Source organism: Marinomonas sargassi (assembly GCF_025716875.1).
Lineage (GTDB): Bacteria > Pseudomonadota > Gammaproteobacteria > Pseudomonadales > Marinomonadaceae > Marinomonas > Marinomonas sargassi.
The window spans coordinates 28,685-44,531 of record NZ_JAOVZB010000006.1 but is presented as its reverse complement, the minus strand read 5'-3'; the positions used below and the strand labels follow the sequence as shown (position 1 = coordinate 44,531).

General features: G+C 41.6%; 13 protein-coding genes and 1 pseudogene. 10 read left to right on the top strand and 4 right to left on the bottom strand.

Annotated elements, in window-relative coordinates; translation table 11 throughout:
• The first annotated feature begins 51 nt into the window (after positions 1-51).
• Both OFY17_RS12775 and OFY17_RS12770 read left to right on the top strand, forming a co-directional pair.
• Complete coding sequence (locus tag OFY17_RS12775) at positions 52-1,344, top strand: TRAP transporter large permease (RefSeq protein ID WP_263531123.1); 1,293 nt, start codon at positions 52-54, stop codon at positions 1,342-1,344.
• Between the two features lie 45 nt (positions 1,345-1,389).
• The gene (locus OFY17_RS12770; RefSeq protein WP_263531122.1) at positions 1,390-2,454 is read left to right on the top strand and encodes a TRAP transporter substrate-binding protein; all 1,065 of its coding nucleotides are present in this window, start codon (positions 1,390-1,392) and stop codon (positions 2,452-2,454) included.
• Between the two features lie 129 nt (positions 2,455-2,583).
• Here OFY17_RS12770 and OFY17_RS12765 read toward each other — a convergent pair whose 3' ends face one another.
• Entirely contained in the window at positions 2,584-2,787 is a 204-nt protein-coding gene (locus tag OFY17_RS12765) for a hypothetical protein (protein WP_263531121.1), read from the bottom strand.
• 282 nt (positions 2,788-3,069) lie between these two features.
• Between OFY17_RS12765 and OFY17_RS12760 the strand changes: the two genes are divergently transcribed.
• From OFY17_RS12760 to OFY17_RS12745, 4 genes are all read left to right on the top strand, one after another.
• Positions 3,070-4,473, top strand: coding sequence for an 8-oxoguanine deaminase (locus OFY17_RS12760; protein ID WP_263531120.1), 1,404 nt, complete (start codon positions 3,070-3,072; stop codon positions 4,471-4,473).
• Between the two features lie 104 nt (positions 4,474-4,577).
• Positions 4,578-5,126, top strand: coding sequence for a DUF2058 domain-containing protein (locus tag OFY17_RS12755; protein ID WP_263531119.1), 549 nt, complete (start codon positions 4,578-4,580; stop codon positions 5,124-5,126).
• Between the two features lie 418 nt (positions 5,127-5,544).
• On the top strand, positions 5,545-6,411 hold the full coding sequence (locus OFY17_RS12750) for a porin (RefSeq protein WP_263531118.1): 867 nt from the start codon (positions 5,545-5,547) through the stop codon (positions 6,409-6,411).
• Positions 6,412-6,650: 239 nt separating this feature from the next.
• Entirely contained in the window at positions 6,651-7,358 is a 708-nt protein-coding gene (locus tag OFY17_RS12745) for a fumarylacetoacetate hydrolase family protein (RefSeq protein WP_263531117.1), read from the top strand.
• Here OFY17_RS12745 and OFY17_RS12740 read toward each other — a convergent pair.
• Positions 7,348-7,803: a tRNA-uridine aminocarboxypropyltransferase gene (locus OFY17_RS12740; protein ID WP_263531116.1), complete on the bottom strand. Its 456-nt coding sequence runs from the start codon at positions 7,801-7,803 to the stop codon at positions 7,348-7,350. The two genes, OFY17_RS12745 and OFY17_RS12740, sit on opposite strands and share 11 nt — an antisense overlap.
• A gap of 44 nt (positions 7,804-7,847) precedes the next feature.
• On the opposite strand from OFY17_RS12740, the gene OFY17_RS12735 reads away from it, so the two are divergent.
• Positions 7,848-8,564: a glutathione S-transferase gene (locus OFY17_RS12735; protein ID WP_318013685.1), complete on the top strand. Its 717-nt coding sequence runs from the start codon at positions 7,848-7,850 to the stop codon at positions 8,562-8,564.
• Between the two features lie 158 nt (positions 8,565-8,722).
• On the opposite strand, the pseudogene OFY17_RS14875 reads toward OFY17_RS12735, so the two are convergent.
• Both OFY17_RS14875 and OFY17_RS12720 read right to left on the bottom strand, forming a co-directional pair.
• A pseudogene (locus tag OFY17_RS14875) lies at positions 8,723-9,859 on the bottom strand (methyl-accepting chemotaxis protein); the annotation flags it as partial.
• Positions 9,860-10,301: 442 nt separating this feature from the next.
• Positions 10,302-11,147, bottom strand: coding sequence for an outer membrane protein assembly factor BamD (locus tag OFY17_RS12720; RefSeq protein ID WP_263531114.1), 846 nt, complete (start codon positions 11,145-11,147; stop codon positions 10,302-10,304).
• A 164-nt stretch (positions 11,148-11,311) separates the two neighbouring features.
• On the opposite strand from OFY17_RS12720, the gene rluD reads away from it, so the two are divergent.
• The 3 genes from rluD to clpB all read left to right on the top strand — a co-directional run bounded on the left by rluD (position 11,312) and on the right by clpB (position 15,827).
• Positions 11,312-12,295 (top strand): 23S rRNA pseudouridine(1911/1915/1917) synthase RluD, encoded by a 984-nt coding sequence (gene rluD, locus OFY17_RS12715; RefSeq protein ID WP_263531113.1) that lies wholly within the window; start codon positions 11,312-11,314, stop codon positions 12,293-12,295.
• A gap of 68 nt (positions 12,296-12,363) precedes the next feature.
• Entirely contained in the window at positions 12,364-13,110 is a 747-nt protein-coding gene (gene pgeF, locus OFY17_RS12710; protein ID WP_263531112.1) for a peptidoglycan editing factor PgeF, read from the top strand.
• Positions 13,111-13,220: 110 nt separating this feature from the next.
• Positions 13,221-15,827, top strand: coding sequence for an ATP-dependent chaperone ClpB (clpB, locus tag OFY17_RS12705; protein WP_263531111.1), 2,607 nt, complete (start codon positions 13,221-13,223; stop codon positions 15,825-15,827).
• Positions 15,828-15,847 lie beyond the last annotated feature (20 nt).

The following is a 15,847-nucleotide window of genomic DNA, read 5'->3' as shown; positions in this document are numbered from 1 at the left end:
CGTTCCCTTGATCAAAGGGCAGTAAAACAATAATAAAAAGAGACGATAATTATGCTAGCGCTATTTTTACCTTTATTTCTAGTCTTGTTGTTGGTTGGTATGCCAGTGTTTTTTGCCATGTTGACTGCACCAGGCTTTATGCTTTACGCCACAGGAATGGAACGTGATGTTTCCCTGTTGTTCCGCAATATTTACAACGGCATTGACTCCTTTCCTTTAATGGCTATCCCTTTCTTTATGTTGGCTGGTGAAATCATGAACCGTGGTGGTATTACCATGAATCTTGTGCAGTTTTCCCAGTCTTTTATCGGCCATGTTCGTGGTGGTCTAGCCCATGTGAATGTCATGTCGAGTATGTTGTTTGCAGGTCTATCTGGTTCGGCTGTGGCAGATACCTCAGCAATTGGCTCCATGATGATTCCAGCCATGGAAAAGAATGGCTATAGCCGTAAGTTTGCAGCAGCTATCACAGCGGCATCTTCGGTTATTGGTCCCATTATCCCCCCATCAGGCATCATGATTATTTATGCCTACACAATGGAAGTATCTGTAGCGGCCTTATTTGCGGCTGGTATTGTTCCGGGAATTTTAGTGGGCGCTTCTTTAATGATCATGGTTGCCCTAATGGCTAAGAAGTACGACTTTCCTGTAGCAGGGCCAAAGTCTACTTGGTCTGAGCGAGGAACCGCGACGAAGAATGCCATTTTCCCTTTATTAGCTCCTGTGATTATTTTAGGCGGCATTATAGGCGGTATTTTTACACCGACAGAAGCTTCTGCTGTTGCGACAGCCTATGCACTTATTATCAGTGTTTGGGTAATGAAAACGGTGAAGCTACGAGATTTGCCGAATATCTTTATTAAAGGTGCGCAAGCTTCTGCTGTGGTTCTCCTGCTAGTCGGTTCAGCAATTGCCTTTAAGACGGTTGTTAGCTTGTCCCATAGTGCAGAAATTCTAGCAAATTGGGTACTGACCATCAGTGAAAACCCATTAATGCTGTTGTTCCTGATAAACCTTTTATTGTTCGTTGTTGGCATGTTCCTTGATGCAGGCCCTGCGATCATTATCTTAGGTCCAATATTAGGCCCCATCTTTATTAACATAGGTGTCGACCCAGTACATTTCGCCATCATTATGAGTGTGAACTTGACCGTTGGCCTAGCAACCCCGCCCATGGGACTGGTGTTGTTTGTCGCCTCCAGTGTGTCTGGCGAACGTATCGAAAGTATTTCAAAAGCGATTCTGCCCTTCCTAGCGGTTGAAGTCGCCGTAATTTTCCTAGTGACCTTTTTCCCAGCTCTATCCATGACAGTACCAAGGCTACTTGGTCTGGTCTCAGGGTAGTAAATACGCAAAGCAAAACCATGAAGAGAGGATTTCTTAATGTTCATGAAAACAAAAATAAATAGTGTGATTGCAGCGACGTTAATTGGTGCCGGACTGATGTTAGGCGGAGTCGCACAAGCGGCTGACTTTAATATTCGTGCCGTAGCAAATTCAAATGAAAACGATGAAGACTATGATGGTTTAGTGGTCTTTAAAGACTTTGTCGAGTCGCGCTCTAATGGCAAAATTGCTGTCGATATCTATATGGGAACACAGCTTTGTGGCAACGGGGTTGAGTGTCTTGAGGCATTAGAATATGGCTCAATTGATGTTTATATCTCCACCTCTGGTGGTGCGTCTGCCATGTACCCTTATGTTCAAGTGTTAGATCTACCTTATGTACTACGTGATGATCGTATTGCAGAAGAAGTATTAACAGGGGATTTCACTCGTGAGTTGCGTAAGCAAATTCTTGAGGACTCTGGCAATACTGTTCGCTTGATGACAATTGGTAATACAGGTGGCTGGCGTAATTTTGCAAACACAAAGCGTACTGTTAAATCACCAGACGACTTAAGTGGCTTGAAAATTCGTACCGTAGTGTCTGATTTACCACAAGAGTTGGTTCGTTCTTTAGGAGCTAGTCCTACACCAATCCCATGGGGTGACCTATTTACCTCTTTCCAAACTGGGGTTGTAGAAGGTTCTAAAAACGGTATTACCGATATCATGGGTATGAAGTTTACGGATGCCGGTCTTAAATACGTGACCTTAGATGGCCACGCTTACATGTCCGCACTCTGGTACATGAACAATGATACTTTCATGGACATGGATGAGGACTTACGTCGTGTTGTTGTGGATGGTTTCTCTGCTTTACAGCAGGCAACCTTTGCTTCACCTAAGCGTAAATCCATTGCTGCATATGACGCTTTCTCAGAAGCGGGTGGTGATTTATATGTTCCAACGCCAGCTCAAAAAGCAGAGTTTGCCGCTGCCGCTACACCAGTTTATAGCTGGTTCAAGGAAAGTATCAAAGATGGTGATAAGTGGTTTAACTTATTGAATGATGCTGCGAAGGAAGCAGAACAAAAAGTAGAAGCGGAATATAAAGCTGATTTGAACTAAAGAAGTCGCTATCTAAAAAGTAAAAAGGGGCAGATTATTTGCCCCTTTTTTTATTTCCGCACTTTTTTGGATAGTCATAATGTGAGTACCATATGGTCATTCAAATGGCTTAGATCCTAGAAAGGAATCTTAAGCGTGTTTTAGTGTGAAAGGCGTTAGGTTCTCTTTGATTGCGTTAAATGATTTCTTTGCCCATTTAGCAAAATCACTTGCAAATGATAGGCTGAATTCGCTGCTTGTTGCGTTAGCAAATAAAGCATATTTGTCTTCTTCAGAAAGGTGAGAAGTATCTACTGCGCCAAGTAATTCAATCATAGTTTTAGTGTTTGTCATAATGTTCTCCTAATGTGTTTAGTCAGTTGCTTTTCGATAATGAAATAGTAGGGGTAGAGAGCTTTTAGGACAAACGATAAAAAATACAGCGATAGGTGAAAAAAACTAATCTATTTTTTGAGGTGCGAGTTTTAGTCCGTGACTTAGAATGTTATTTTCTCGTTTTTTGTGTAAAGTATGAATCGATATAAAGAAGGCAAGTACTTTCTTCATATCCTCTGGATCAGCAGACAGAGTATAACTGAGCTGGCTATTTGATCATTTACATTCAAGGCGCCGCTTATGAAACATCATTCAACTCCCTCGTTTACCGATAAAGATACCGCGAATCCTTCTCAAAAAACTATTTGGATTAAAGAGCCGTTAGCTTGTTTTACTGCTAATGATTTAGACGCCAGAGGTGGCATTGTCATCAAAGGCTCTGAGATAGCTGAGGTTTTACCTGTTGGGCAGCAGCCCAGTTTAGTCATAGATGAGGTTATGGATGCCCGAGACTTGGTATTACTGCCCGGTTTAATTAATACACACCATCATTTTTATCAGACATTAACGAGAGCATGGGCACCTGTCGTTAACGTGCCGTTATTTCCTTGGTTACAAACTTTATATCCTGTGTGGGCAAAATTAACTCCAGAGGCACTTTCTTTAGCGACTCAAGTAGCCATGGCAGAGCTGTTATTATCTGGTTGTACCACAGCAGCAGATCACCATTACTTATTCCCCACTGGCATGGAAAATGCGATTGATATCCAAGTTGAAGTGGTACGTGAACTGGGTATGAGAGCCATGCTAACTCGTGGTTCGATGAGTTTAGGTGAAAAAGATGGTGGCTTGCCGCCACAACATACGGTGCAAAGCGGCGATACAATTTTGGCGGACAGCCAACGACTTATTCAGCAATATCATCAGAGGGAAGAGGGAGCGCAAATACAAATTGCCTTAGCCCCTTGTTCTCCATTTTCGGTTACCAGAGAAATCATGGAAGATAGTGCAAAGTTAGCGGAAAAAGAAGATGTTCGTTTGCATACACATCTTGCGGAGACTCTTGATGAAGAAGCCTTCTGCCTAAAAATGTTTGGCATGCGTACTGTCGATTATCTAGAAAGCGTTGGTTGGCTTAGCTCGCGCACTTGGTTGGCCCATGGTATTCACTTTAATGATGAGGAGATAAAACGTTTAGGAGCGGCGGGAACCGGTATCTGTCATTGCCCTGTATCTAATATGCGTTTGGCATCAGGTATGTGTCCCACTTTGGAGCTAACTTCAGCAGGGTCTCCAATCGGTCTTGGAGTGGATGGTTCTGCTTCTAATGACGCCTCTAATATGATGTATGAGGCGCGCCAAGCTTTATATTTGCAGCGTTTAAAATATGGGGCTGAACGAATTACCCCAGAAACGGTATTAGGTTGGGCAACAAAGGGTTCTGCTGCCCTTTTAGGGCGTAAAGATATTGGTGAAATAGCTGTTGGGAAACAAGCAGATATTGCTCTCTATAAATTAGACGAGTTACGTTTTTCAGGAAGTCATGACCCTATTTCCGCCTTATTACTCTGTGGTGCTGAAAAAGCAGAACACGTTATGGTCGCTGGTAAGTGGCGAGTTACTGAAGGGCAAATTGTGGGGCTGGATATTGCTGGCTTAATTGAAAAACATAAAGCTAGTGCACGCAAACTGGTTTCAGAATGAGTGTGTATGCCATCTAATTTATTGGCTTTTAGGTGGTTAGGTTTTCCATAACTTAGTAGTATTCAGTTAATTTAGTGGCAGTGTGAATTAGGAGCATTAGGTAAATGGCCAAATCGTTACAAGAACAGCTTTTAGGTGCAGGTCTGGTTGATAAAAAAAAGGCCAACAAAATTAAAGCTGAAAAGTTACAAAAGAAGCAAAAAATTAAAAAGGGCAAAGCGGTTGCAGAAGATGATTCTGCACGTTTAGAAGAGTTAAAGCGACAACGAGAAGAGAAAATAGAGAAAGACAAAGCGCTTAACTTAGAAAAACAAAAAGAAGCTGAGAAAAAAGCCGTCCAAGCTCAAATTCGTCAAATGATTGAGCAAAACAGAGTTGTTAAGGAAGAGGGCGATATCGCGTATAACTTCACGGATAATAAACTAGTGAAGAAGTTGTACGTTAGCCAAGCAATGCATAATGATTTAAGCCGTGGTCGTCTTGCTATTGCTAAATTAGACAACACTTATGAGCTAGTACCAGAGCCTGTCGCTCTGAAAATAAACGAGCGGGATGAAAGCTATATATTAGTGTGTAATAACCGAGCCGAAGAAGTGGACGACGAAGATGACCCATATGCAGACTTCAAAATCCCTGATGATTTGATGTGGTAAATCGCTTTCTTGATAAAAAAAAGAGCCTTTTCAGGCTCTTTTTTTGGTTTGAATCTTAAAATTCTAAGTCATAGAGTTCTTAATTTGAGCTATTTTGACAGTTAGCTTTCGTGTTTTCTCCTAGTTATAGTATTTAACCCACATTGTATTTTCTTAATTCTTGCAACCTAGTAATTGAGGGTCTATATCTTTTTGATATATATGGGAAAAATACAAAACATCTCTTTTTTGTAAATCCATAAGCCTTGTGCATTTGTCATCTTTTTTCTCAAAAAAGCACTGAATAAGGTAAGAATCAGCAAGCCATCTACACCCTATTGTCTATTTTCTTCAACGCTTTAAATTGACTCCTGTTGCTTGTGCTCATCGAGCATGTATTAGGAAAAATGAAAGTGTATTTTTATAAAAGGAAACGACAATGAAAAAGACCATTATTGCCCTAGCGGTATCTAGTTCAGCACTTGCTTCAGTGGCTGCTGTTGCAGCGGAAGAAACAAGTGTAGATCTATACGGTAATATTCAATACGCACTTAGTAACTCTGATGCTGGTGGTGACTTTGAAGATAACGGGTCTACCTTTGGTATCAAGGGTGAAACAGAAATCAATCAGGATACGACGGCTTTCTTCAAGTATGAGCTAGAAGCGGATGCTGATGAAAAAACGGGTGATGTGGATGTCGCTATTGATCAAGCCTTTGTTGGCTTAAAAGGCGGCTTTGGTCAGGTTCAAATTGGTAGCTTTGATAGTATTTACAACAATGCTATTCAAGATTCTGTCGATCAATATGAATACCTAGGTTTAGAAAGTGCGTCATTAACAGATGAAGGAGATACCATTGCTTATCTATCACCTTCTTTCGGTGGTGTTGAAATTCAGGTGGCATCTCAAGTAAATACTGCGGAGGGTGAAGGTAACGAAAGTGCCGCTGTTGTGAAATATACGACAGGTGCGGTCACATTAGCTGCAGGTTATGATTCTAGTGATGACACTGTAGGTTATGCGGTTGATTTCCAAGCCTCTTCTGATTTATCCCTATCAGCGAAATTTGAAACTACACCAGATACAACAGATATCACAGGTGTAGCGACTCGTTACGGCTATGGTGCTGGCGATGTCTATGCATCTGCTCAAATTGTCTCTCCTGATGGTAGTGATGATTACGAAGAGTTCGCGGCAGGCGTTAGTTATAACCTAGCATCCAATGTGTATGTGTATGGTGAAGTTGGCCAAGTAGGTTCTAGTGAAGAAACTCAGTCTGCTGTCGGCGTATATTACGGCTTTTAAATTCAGCGATATTTGATTTTATTTACTCTAAGGCTCTGTGTAGAGCCTTATGTTAAGCAAGATCATTAAAGGTCCCCCTTTATCTACTTTTGATTAGGGTCGGACATTTTGGCATCAGGTGTTTGCATCTGGTGCCTTTTTTATTTAAGGAATAGCAGGGAACTTTTTGATGTTTTGTATCAGTGCAAACCTATATTATAAAGCCTTGTATATGAGAGCTTTTATATTAAGAGGTTGGTATGAAGTGTATTGTTCCTAAGCAAGAAAGGGTTTATTTACCTGTTTTAGATGATGACGCTGTTTTTCCAGTAGGGCGTGTTTTTTGTGTTGGTCGTAACTACGCGGCACACGCTAGGGAAATGGGGGATGACCCGGATAGAGATCCACCTTTCTTTTTTGCCAAAGATGCTTCTTGTGTTGTACCTACTGAGTTCTCAAAAGTCGCAGAGATTTCCTACCCAATGGCAACCAAGCAATTTGAATACGAGGTTGAATTGGTTGTTGCTCTAGGTAAGGGTGGCCAAAATATGAGCCTTGAAGAAGCGAAAAACGCTATTTTAGGTTATGCCGTAGGGCTAGATATGACTCGCCGCGACCTACAGGCTCAGGCGAAGAAAAAAGGTCGTCCATGGGAGGTAGGTAAATCATTTGACCAATCAGCCCCCATTAGCCCAATTGTTTTGCATACTCAGGCTCTATCTGAAACGCTAGTAAAGTCGGAGATTGGGTTGAAGGTGAATGGAGCGACTCAACAGATTAGCTCGATTGCTAACCTAACTTGGTCTATCGAAGAGGTCATATGTAAGTTGTCAGAGGTGTATGAGCTACGCCCCGGTGATCTGATTATGACAGGCACACCTGAAAATGTTGGAGCGGTAGTCGCTGGTGATGAAATGCATGCTTGGGTTGAACATTTAGGTTCTATACAAGTAAGAGTTACGAATTAAACTCTAGAAAGTGATTAAGTAGCTCGTCCGCCATAGGGTGCTCTCGTTGTTTTAAGCTATAGATAGCGACTTCGGCTGTGCATAATCCCGTATTTTTTTGATTTTGCCTTTTGCTATAAATAGATGATTCACCTTGAATTTCATAATGAGGGAAGGCTTTTAAATACGGAGATCGGTTGTATATTTTTCTAGCTTGTTGCCATGTGCCATCAATAATGATGATGTTATTGACGATTGAGGTGCTGTGAACTGTCGAGTTTTCCATTGAGTCACTTGGGTAAATAAGTACTGTGTCTTCTGCTGACAGCTCGATAATTTTTTGGTTAGGTTCAACACGAGACCATTCGATGATTTCACACTCATGCTTGAGAAGCTCTTTAACTAAAGGCCCTGTACCTGTTGTTTTTTTGAGTTCCTCGCTGTGTGTAAGAAGCCAGATTTTCATTTTAAAAATTAATGAGCCTTTGCGTTTATGTGAATAAGCCTTGATTGTCGGCGCCATACTATCATAGAGTCAGCGTTTTCATATTCTGTGGAGAGACGCCTTTGCTGTTACCCGTACTATATTCTTTTCGTCGGTGTCCTTATGCCATAAGGGCAAGGTATGTTTTAGCCCAATTAGACGTAAAAGTATCGTTAAGAGAAGTTGTATTGAAGTCCAAACCTGAGGCTTTGTTGGCATTGGGCAGTCGCTCAACTGTACCACAACTAATAGATACCGATGGGCAGCGTTATCCAGAGAGTATGGACATTATTTATTGGGCTTTGGAGCGAACACAACGAAGCGACCTGAAGACGTTTATATGGCCTGCTTCATTGCAACAGCAATATAAGATAAGAGTTTGGATTACCTACAACGATCAGGTTTTCAAATATTGGTTAGATAGATACAAATACGCAGATAGACACCCAGAATTTAGCGAGAGTTATTATCGCGATAAAGGCTGTATATTTTTGCAAAGGCTTAATAAACGATTAAGCCAGCGGAGGTATTTATTTGGAGAAGAGATGAGCCTTGTTGATATGGCTTTGTTCCCCTTTATCAGGCAATTTGCGGGAGTGGATCGAGCTTGGTTCGATGCATCAAGCTACGAAAATGTAAAAGCATGGTTGGAAAGCTTTACGGAATCTTCTCTTTTTAAAGAAGTTGTTATGCCTAAACTTCCACCATGGGAGGAAGGATGTGAGGGTATTGTTTTTCCTTAAGTGCATTAGCTCAGACTTGATCTGACTGTTCCCCGTTTTTCAATCTTCGACATGTCACAAGGTAAGAGTCTCGTGACATGTCGCCTGTGATTTTAAGATAATTTATTTACTGCCTCACTTGCATCTTTCATTCCTTGATTGATGTCCATGAAAATACCTTCAACCTGATTAACTAGTTCTTTTCCAGATTGAGCTTTTTGCTGCGTTTTTAATATGTTTTCAGATAATACGCTTGATAAAGTGGCATTAGCTTTTACAACATCATAGATTTCTGCCGTAGAAGAACTTGTTCTGCCTGCTAGTTGTCTTACTTCATCTGCCACAACAGCAAACCCTCGACCTTGTTCACCTGCCCTTGCAGCTTCAATGGCGGCATTTAGCGCAAGTAAATTGGTTTGATCTGCTATAGAAGAGATGGTGTTCACTATTTCACTGATTTGATTCGACTGTTCATTTAGAGAAGTAATGTCTTCCACAACGGTGTCAACATTGTCGGCAATTTCGTCCATGATACCGACGCTTTCGGCTAGTACTTGTTTTCCTTCCTCAGACACTTTTTCTGTACCTGTGACTGTAGAATGTACAGTGGCTGTTGCGTCATTAATATTAGTTATGCGCTCTGTAACATCAGAAGCAAATTTAACAATACGGAGTAACTTTCCGTTTTCATCAATGATAGGGTTATAACTGGCTTCTAGCCAAATAGTATCTCCATGCGAGTTTTTTCGTTGAAAAAGCCCTTGTATAAATTCGCCAGAATTTAACTTGTTCCAAAATTGCTTATATTCGTTACTGTTAACCAAGCTGTCATCACAAAACATAGAGTGATGCTGACCTTGAACTTCATGTAACTTGTAACCTGCAGTAGATAGGAAGTTGTTATTAGCTTCAATAATGGTTCCGTCACCATTAAAAGATATTGTCGCCGTTGAGCGATCAAGAGCTTTTAAAATACCATTTTGGATATTTGCTTGTTGAACTGAATTTGTTATGTCAGTGGCTACTTTTACGATGCAGATTGTGTTTCCACTGTGATCTTTTACAGGGCTGTAGCTGGCCTCTAACCAAATTTCTTTGCCACCCTTAGTGTATCTTAGGAATCTATCATTAATAGAGTTCCCTAATGCGAGCTGCTGCCAAAACTGGGAGTATTCTTTAGTTTGACTATACGCATGATCGCAAAATATTCTGTGGTGCTTACCCTGTATTTCATTAAGAGAGTAGCCAACAGTATTTAAAAAATTATCGTTTGCATCCAGTATTGTTCCATCTGTTTTGAATTCAATGAAAGCTAAAGAGTTTTTTAGAGTACTTAGAATAAGGTGTGATTTATTAGCCTGCTCTTGTTCTGGTGAGAGTGGTGATATTTTGTTTTCTTTTCTGAAAAACATCCTATTTTCCCTTTATGGATTGCGTTCGTATCTAAATATCTGACTTCTATAAACAAACAGATTTATTTTCAGAGGAGACAGTAACTTTACCGTCCACATTAATTCTTAATACTAATAATAAATTGGCGTATTTACTATAGCTTTTGGCGACATAATATATGTGGGTGAGAAGCTTTAAAAAAAGCTTAATTGTAAGATGGCTCATATACAATCAATTAGGTGAATTTTAAATTGATAGATTAGTGGTTTTCTTGGGATAGTTAAGGAAGGGTATTTACGTACTAAAAATATATTACTTATTGCCTAATTTAGTATTTATTAAATAGGCAATAAGTAATAATTGTATCTAGTCGAATAGACCAAAGCTAATCCAATATAGGAAGCCAGGATCTGCGTCACTTGGAAGTTCTAAAGCAATAAAATGTCCACTTTCATCTACAAATTCTGATTGAGGGAAGTTTTGCTTTAAAACCGCTAGGTTGGATTGTGCCAGCTCAGTTTGCTCTAAGTCATTATAGGACTGTATTGAAACTGCCAATGCTTCTTCTATAGAAGGACTGCTAGGGTAATTTTGAATCACCTCTTGGCTACGACGTAATGCTGAAAGAGGTGCTTTACGTTTTAGGTAATAACGGGCAACGTGTACTTCATGGCGAGCAATTAATTCGCGCAAGTAATGCATACGAACTTTTGCATCGGGCGCATATTCGCTTTCTGGATAGCGAGCAGTTAAGTCTGCCAACTCATTAAAAGCTTTTATTAACTCTTTAGAGTCCCTTTCACTTGGATCTAAATCAAATAAGCTTTGAAATAACCCTTCGGAACCATAATAAGTAGACAATGCCCTCATATAGTAGACGTAGTCGATAGCGTGATGCTCTGGGTTATTTTTAATAAAACGCTCGGCTGTGGCGTGGGCAGCAATGTGTTCGTTAGCTTCAATTTGAGCATAAATTAAATCTAGCTCAGCACGAGTGCTGTATTCGCCAAATGGGTAGCGGGCAGTCAAATCTTTCAGGTGTGCAATGGCTGTACTTGGAAGGCCGTTTTCTAACGCTTCTTGAGCTTGTTCATAGTATGTACGTTCTGGTAAATCGGGCTCCCTTGGCTCAGGTGTGCTTGAGCAAGCGGCAATGAGTAAAGAAAAACTAACTATTCCAGATATTCGGAGCAACCTGTGATGAAATCCCATGTATAATCAAAACCTTGATATGGTTGTAGACAAGCCAGAGTCGGCATTTTGTAGTGTTTTATAGTGCGAAAGACGATGAAGTGCAAGACGCTACACATTTTATTTACATTCGGCTGCAATAATTACTCTTATTGCACCGATAACAACAAACATAAGTACATTGTATGGCAGAGCGCATAGTAAAAGAAGCCCAAGTCCCGTTTGATTTGGGTGGTAGTCGATTTGATCAAATTGCAACAGAGCTGTTTAGCGATTATTCCCGAGCGCGTATTCAAGCTTGGATAAAAGAAGGCGTATTAACGGTAGATGGAAAAGCAGGCAAGGCCAAAGAGAAGCTATTTGGTGGCGAGACGATTGCTTTAGATATTCTTTTAGAAGACCAAGAAGTACATCAAGCACAGGAAATGTCATTAGACATAGTGTACGAAGATGAAGATATTTTAGTCGTTAACAAGCCTGCTGGTCTTGTTGTTCACCCTGCGGTGGGTAACCGTGATGGCACATTAATGAATGCCATCTTACATCATGCCCCTGAAACAGCCCATATTCCACGCGCTGGTATTGTCCATCGCTTGGATAAAGAAACGACTGGATTGATGGTAGTGGCAAAAACCTTGGCGGCTCAAACGGATCTTGTTGCCCAGTTACAAGAACGTAGTATGGGACGTGAGTACGAAGCGGTGGCGATTGGTGTCATGACGGGGGGCGGTGAGGTCGATGAGCCTATAGGTCGTCACCCCCATAATCGTATGAAACAGGCGGTTGAACCTGTTAATGGCAAAGAGGCTATCACCCACTATCGTTTGGTTGAGCGTTATAAAAATCACACTCATATTCGTCTTAAGCTAGAAACAGGCCGTACTCATCAAATTCGTGTGCACATGGCATTTATACAATATCCGCTGGTGGGTGACCCGCAATATGGCGGTCGCTTAAAAATGCCTAAGGCTTGTTCTCCTGAGTTGCAGGAAGAACTTAGAATGTTCCGTCGCCAAGCGTTACACGCTAAAAAGCTGGAGCTTTCTCACCCGATATCTGGGGAGTGGATGTCTTGGGAAGTGGAATTGCCCGAGGACATGAAGAAGTTACTTGCTGCTTTGAAGGCGGATATGCTGGAGTCTGGTAGTAACGATTCTGAATATTTTTAATATAAAGGCAGCCAAATAGGTTGCCTTTTGTTTTATAAAGTAGCCCTGTTAGTAGTTTGAGTGATGTTATGACGGATCAACAAGACCTTTATATTTTGCCTAACTGGCCAGCGCCAGAATCAGTTAAAGCCTATGTTTCTAATCGTGCTGGAGGGGTAAGTGTTTCACCTTTTGATAGCCTGAATTTAGGTATGCATGTGCAAGATGATGCTGAGTCTGTACGAGAAAATAGGCGACTATTTTCTGAGGCAACGGATATGCCGGACTCTCTAGTATGGCTAAATCAGGTTCACGGTACGGATGTGGTTCAGCTTCCTTGCGATAATACTCCCGAAAGTGCCGATGCTGCTTTCTCTTCTATGAAAGATCAGGTATGTGCCGTATTAACGGCGGACTGTCTACCTGTTTTCTTTTGCGATGAATCAGGAGGGCAGGTTGCTGTAGCTCATGCTGGTTGGCGAGGACTTTGCTCTGGCGTGTTGGAGTCTACCCTTGCTTGCTTTGAAAAAGCGGATCAAGTGATGGCGTGGCTTGGGCCTGCAATTGGACCTGCTGCATTTGAAGTCGGAGGTGAGGTTAGGGAGGCATTCATAGAGATGCTTCCTGAGGCAGATAAAGCGTTTAAGCCAGCTAATGAGTCGGGGAAATGGCTTGGTGATTTATACCTGTTGGCAAGACAAAGGCTTGCTGCTGCGGGTGTGACTCAAGTCTACGGTGGTGATTACTGTACCTTTACTGAAAAGCATCAATTCTTTTCTTATCGTCGAGAAGGTAAAACTGGGCGAATGGCTTCTGTGATTTGGCTATCACCTTAAAATACACTCCTCAAAAAGACTGTCAAAAAAATGACACTCCTCCTTGAAAACTTTTCTAGAGACACTATTAAGCTCTTAATTCAGTAATATTTTAATTAAAGGTGTCTGTTATGCGTATAGATAGACTTACAAGTAAATTACAGTTGGCGCTTTCCGATGCTCAGTCTGTGGCGCTAGGGCAAGATAACTCTTATATCGAGTCGGTTCATTTATTGATTGCTTTGCTAGATCAGCAAGGTGGAAGCACACGTCCTATTCTTCAGCAAGCCGGAGTTTCCGTGTCAGCCTTTCGAGAAGAGTTGAATAAGCTATTGGATCGTCAGCCTAAGGTGAAAGATCACGATGGCAATGTGCAAATGTCACAAGAGCTGGGTCGTTTATTAAACCTTGCTGATAAAGAGGCACAAAAGCGTAAAGATCAGTTTATCTCGTCTGAGTTGGTCTTAATGGCGATGTTTGATGGTAAAGACGACGTATCGAAAAGCTTGAAGGCGACAGGTGTGACCAAAGCGGATATTGTTGCTGTGATTGACAATATTCGTGGTGGAGAATCGATTAATGACCCAGATGCAGAAGAGAATCGTCAGGCGTTAGATAAATACACAGTAGATTTGACGGCAAGGGCAGCCGAAGGGCGTTTAGATCCTGTGATAGGGCGAGACGATGAAATACGTCGTACTATTCAGGTATTACAGCGCCGCCGCAAAAATAACCCAGTATTAATTGGTGAGCCTGGGGTGGGTAAAACGGCAATTGTTGAAGGCTTAGCCCAACGAATTATTAATGGTGAAGTACCAGAAGGCTTGAAAGATAAGCGAGTGCTTTCATTGGATATGGGAGCTTTGATTGCTGGAGCTAAGTTTCGAGGCGAGTTCGAAGAGCGTCTAAAAGCTTTGTTAAACGAGCTTTCTAAGCAAGAAGGTCAGATCATCTTATTTATTGATGAGATTCATACCATGGTTGGAGCAGGGAAATCAGAAGGCTCTATGGATGCGGGGAATATGCTGAAACCAGCTCTAGCCCGTGGTGAATTGCATTGTGTTGGTGCGACCACTTTGGATGAGTATCGCCAATTTATAGAAAAGGATGCAGCACTAGAGCGCCGTTTCCAGAAGGTATTGGTGGAAGAACCGAGCCTATTGGACTCCATTGCAATTCTTCGTGGCCTCAAAGAACGCTATGAAATCCATCATGGTGTGGACATTAATGATGCCGCTATCATTGCAGCAGCTAAATTATCACAGCGTTATATAACAGACCGACAGCTACCAGATAAGGCGATTGACTTAATTGATGAGGCAGCGAGCCGTATTCGCATGGAGATGGACTCTAAGCCAGAAGAAATGGATCGATTAGAGCGTCGCTTAATTCAACTGAAAATAGAGAAAGAAGCACTCAAAAAAGAGAAAGATAAAGCCTCTAAAAAGCGTCTTGCTGAACTTGAAAAAGAAATCAGTGGGTTGCAAAAACACTTTGCAGACCTTGAAGAAATCTGGAATGCCGAAAAGGCTGCTGTGCAAGGAGTACAAAAGCTTAAAGAAGAGCTAGACTCTGTTCGTCATGAAATGGAAGAAGCACGTCGAGATGGTAATTTGGCAAAAATGTCTGAGTTGCAGTATGGCGTTATTCCTATGCTGGAGGCTGAAATAGAGAAAGCCAATCAAGCAGAAGAAGACACGGAAACGCAACTCCTGAAGCGCAGTGTTACGGAAGAAGAAATTGCGACAGTTGTATCTCGTTGGACAGGTATCCCTGTCGATCGAATGCTAGAAGGTGAAAGAGATAAGTTGCTACGTATGGAGGAAGTGCTACATCAATCTGTCATGGGGCAGAGTGAAGCCGTTGAGGCTGTCTCTAATGCGGTAAGACGATCTCGTTCTGGACTTGCTGATCCCAATCGCCCTAATGGCTCTTTTCTCTTCTTAGGACCTACAGGAGTGGGTAAAACAGAACTTTGTAAAGCACTTGCTAGTTTCCTATTTGATACTGAGCAGGCTATGGTCAGGGTTGATATGTCTGAGTTTATGGAGAAGCACTCTGTCGCACGCTTAATCGGCTCTCCTCCAGGTTATGTAGGTTATGAAGAGGGCGGCTACTTAACAGAAGCTGTTAGACGCAGACCTTATTCTGTGTTGCTGCTAGACGAAATAGAAAAGGCACACCCAGATGTGTTTAATATTTTATTGCAGGTGCTAGATGATGGTCGTTTAACGGATGGCCAAGGCCGAACAGTAGATTTTAGGAATACCGTGATCGTGATGACCTCTAACTTGGGTTCGGATCTCATTCAGGACTATCAGGCAGGCGATCAATACGAGGAAATAAAGTCCAAAGTGATGGACGTAGTAGGGATGCATTTCCGTCCCGAATTCATTAACCGTATTGATGAGACGGTTGTATTCCATTCTTTGATGAAGTCTCAAATTAAAGGCATCGCCAGCATCCAATTGAAGCATCTAAACGCCAGATTGGAAGAGTTAGGTATGTCACTTGAACTTACAGATGAAGCAGAAGACAAACTGGTTGATCTAGGTTATGACCCTGTATACGGTGCTCGGCCTCTGAAACGAGCGATCCAACAATGGATCGAAAATCCGCTAGCGAATGATTTATTAGCAGGAAAGTTTGTTACAGGGGATAAAATAGAGGCTCAGGTAAAAGAAGGGAAATTTACTTTTACCAAGGCAAATAAAATTAGGTTAAATAAAAAGCCCTAGATGATTTTACTCACCTAGGG

Excerpts from the sequence above, each read along its gene's own strand:
- clpB (WP_263531111.1), top strand. The coding sequence starts at position 13,221 with ATGCGTATAGATAGACTTACAAGTAAATTACAGTTGGCGCTTTCCGAT.
- rluD (WP_263531113.1), top strand. The coding sequence starts at position 11,312 with ATGGCAGAGCGCATAGTAAAAGAAGCCCAAGTCCCGTTTGATTTGGGT.
- OFY17_RS12720 (WP_263531114.1), bottom strand. The coding sequence starts at position 11,147 with ATGGGATTTCATCACAGGTTGCTCCGAATATCTGGAATAGTTAGTTTT.
- OFY17_RS12770 (WP_263531122.1), top strand. The coding sequence starts at position 1,390 with ATGAAAACAAAAATAAATAGTGTGATTGCAGCGACGTTAATTGGTGCC.
- OFY17_RS12740 (WP_263531116.1), bottom strand. The coding sequence starts at position 7,803 with ATGAAAATCTGGCTTCTTACACACAGCGAGGAACTCAAAAAAACAACA.
- OFY17_RS12750 (WP_263531118.1), top strand. The coding sequence starts at position 5,545 with ATGAAAAAGACCATTATTGCCCTAGCGGTATCTAGTTCAGCACTTGCT.
- OFY17_RS12755 (WP_263531119.1), top strand. The coding sequence starts at position 4,578 with ATGGCCAAATCGTTACAAGAACAGCTTTTAGGTGCAGGTCTGGTTGAT.
- OFY17_RS12745 (WP_263531117.1), top strand. The coding sequence starts at position 6,651 with ATGAAGTGTATTGTTCCTAAGCAAGAAAGGGTTTATTTACCTGTTTTA.
- OFY17_RS12775 (WP_263531123.1), top strand. The coding sequence starts at position 52 with ATGCTAGCGCTATTTTTACCTTTATTTCTAGTCTTGTTGTTGGTTGGT.
- OFY17_RS12760 (WP_263531120.1), top strand. The coding sequence starts at position 3,070 with ATGAAACATCATTCAACTCCCTCGTTTACCGATAAAGATACCGCGAAT.
- pgeF (WP_263531112.1), top strand. The coding sequence starts at position 12,364 with ATGACGGATCAACAAGACCTTTATATTTTGCCTAACTGGCCAGCGCCA.
- OFY17_RS12765 (WP_263531121.1), bottom strand. The coding sequence starts at position 2,787 with ATGACAAACACTAAAACTATGATTGAATTACTTGGCGCAGTAGATACT.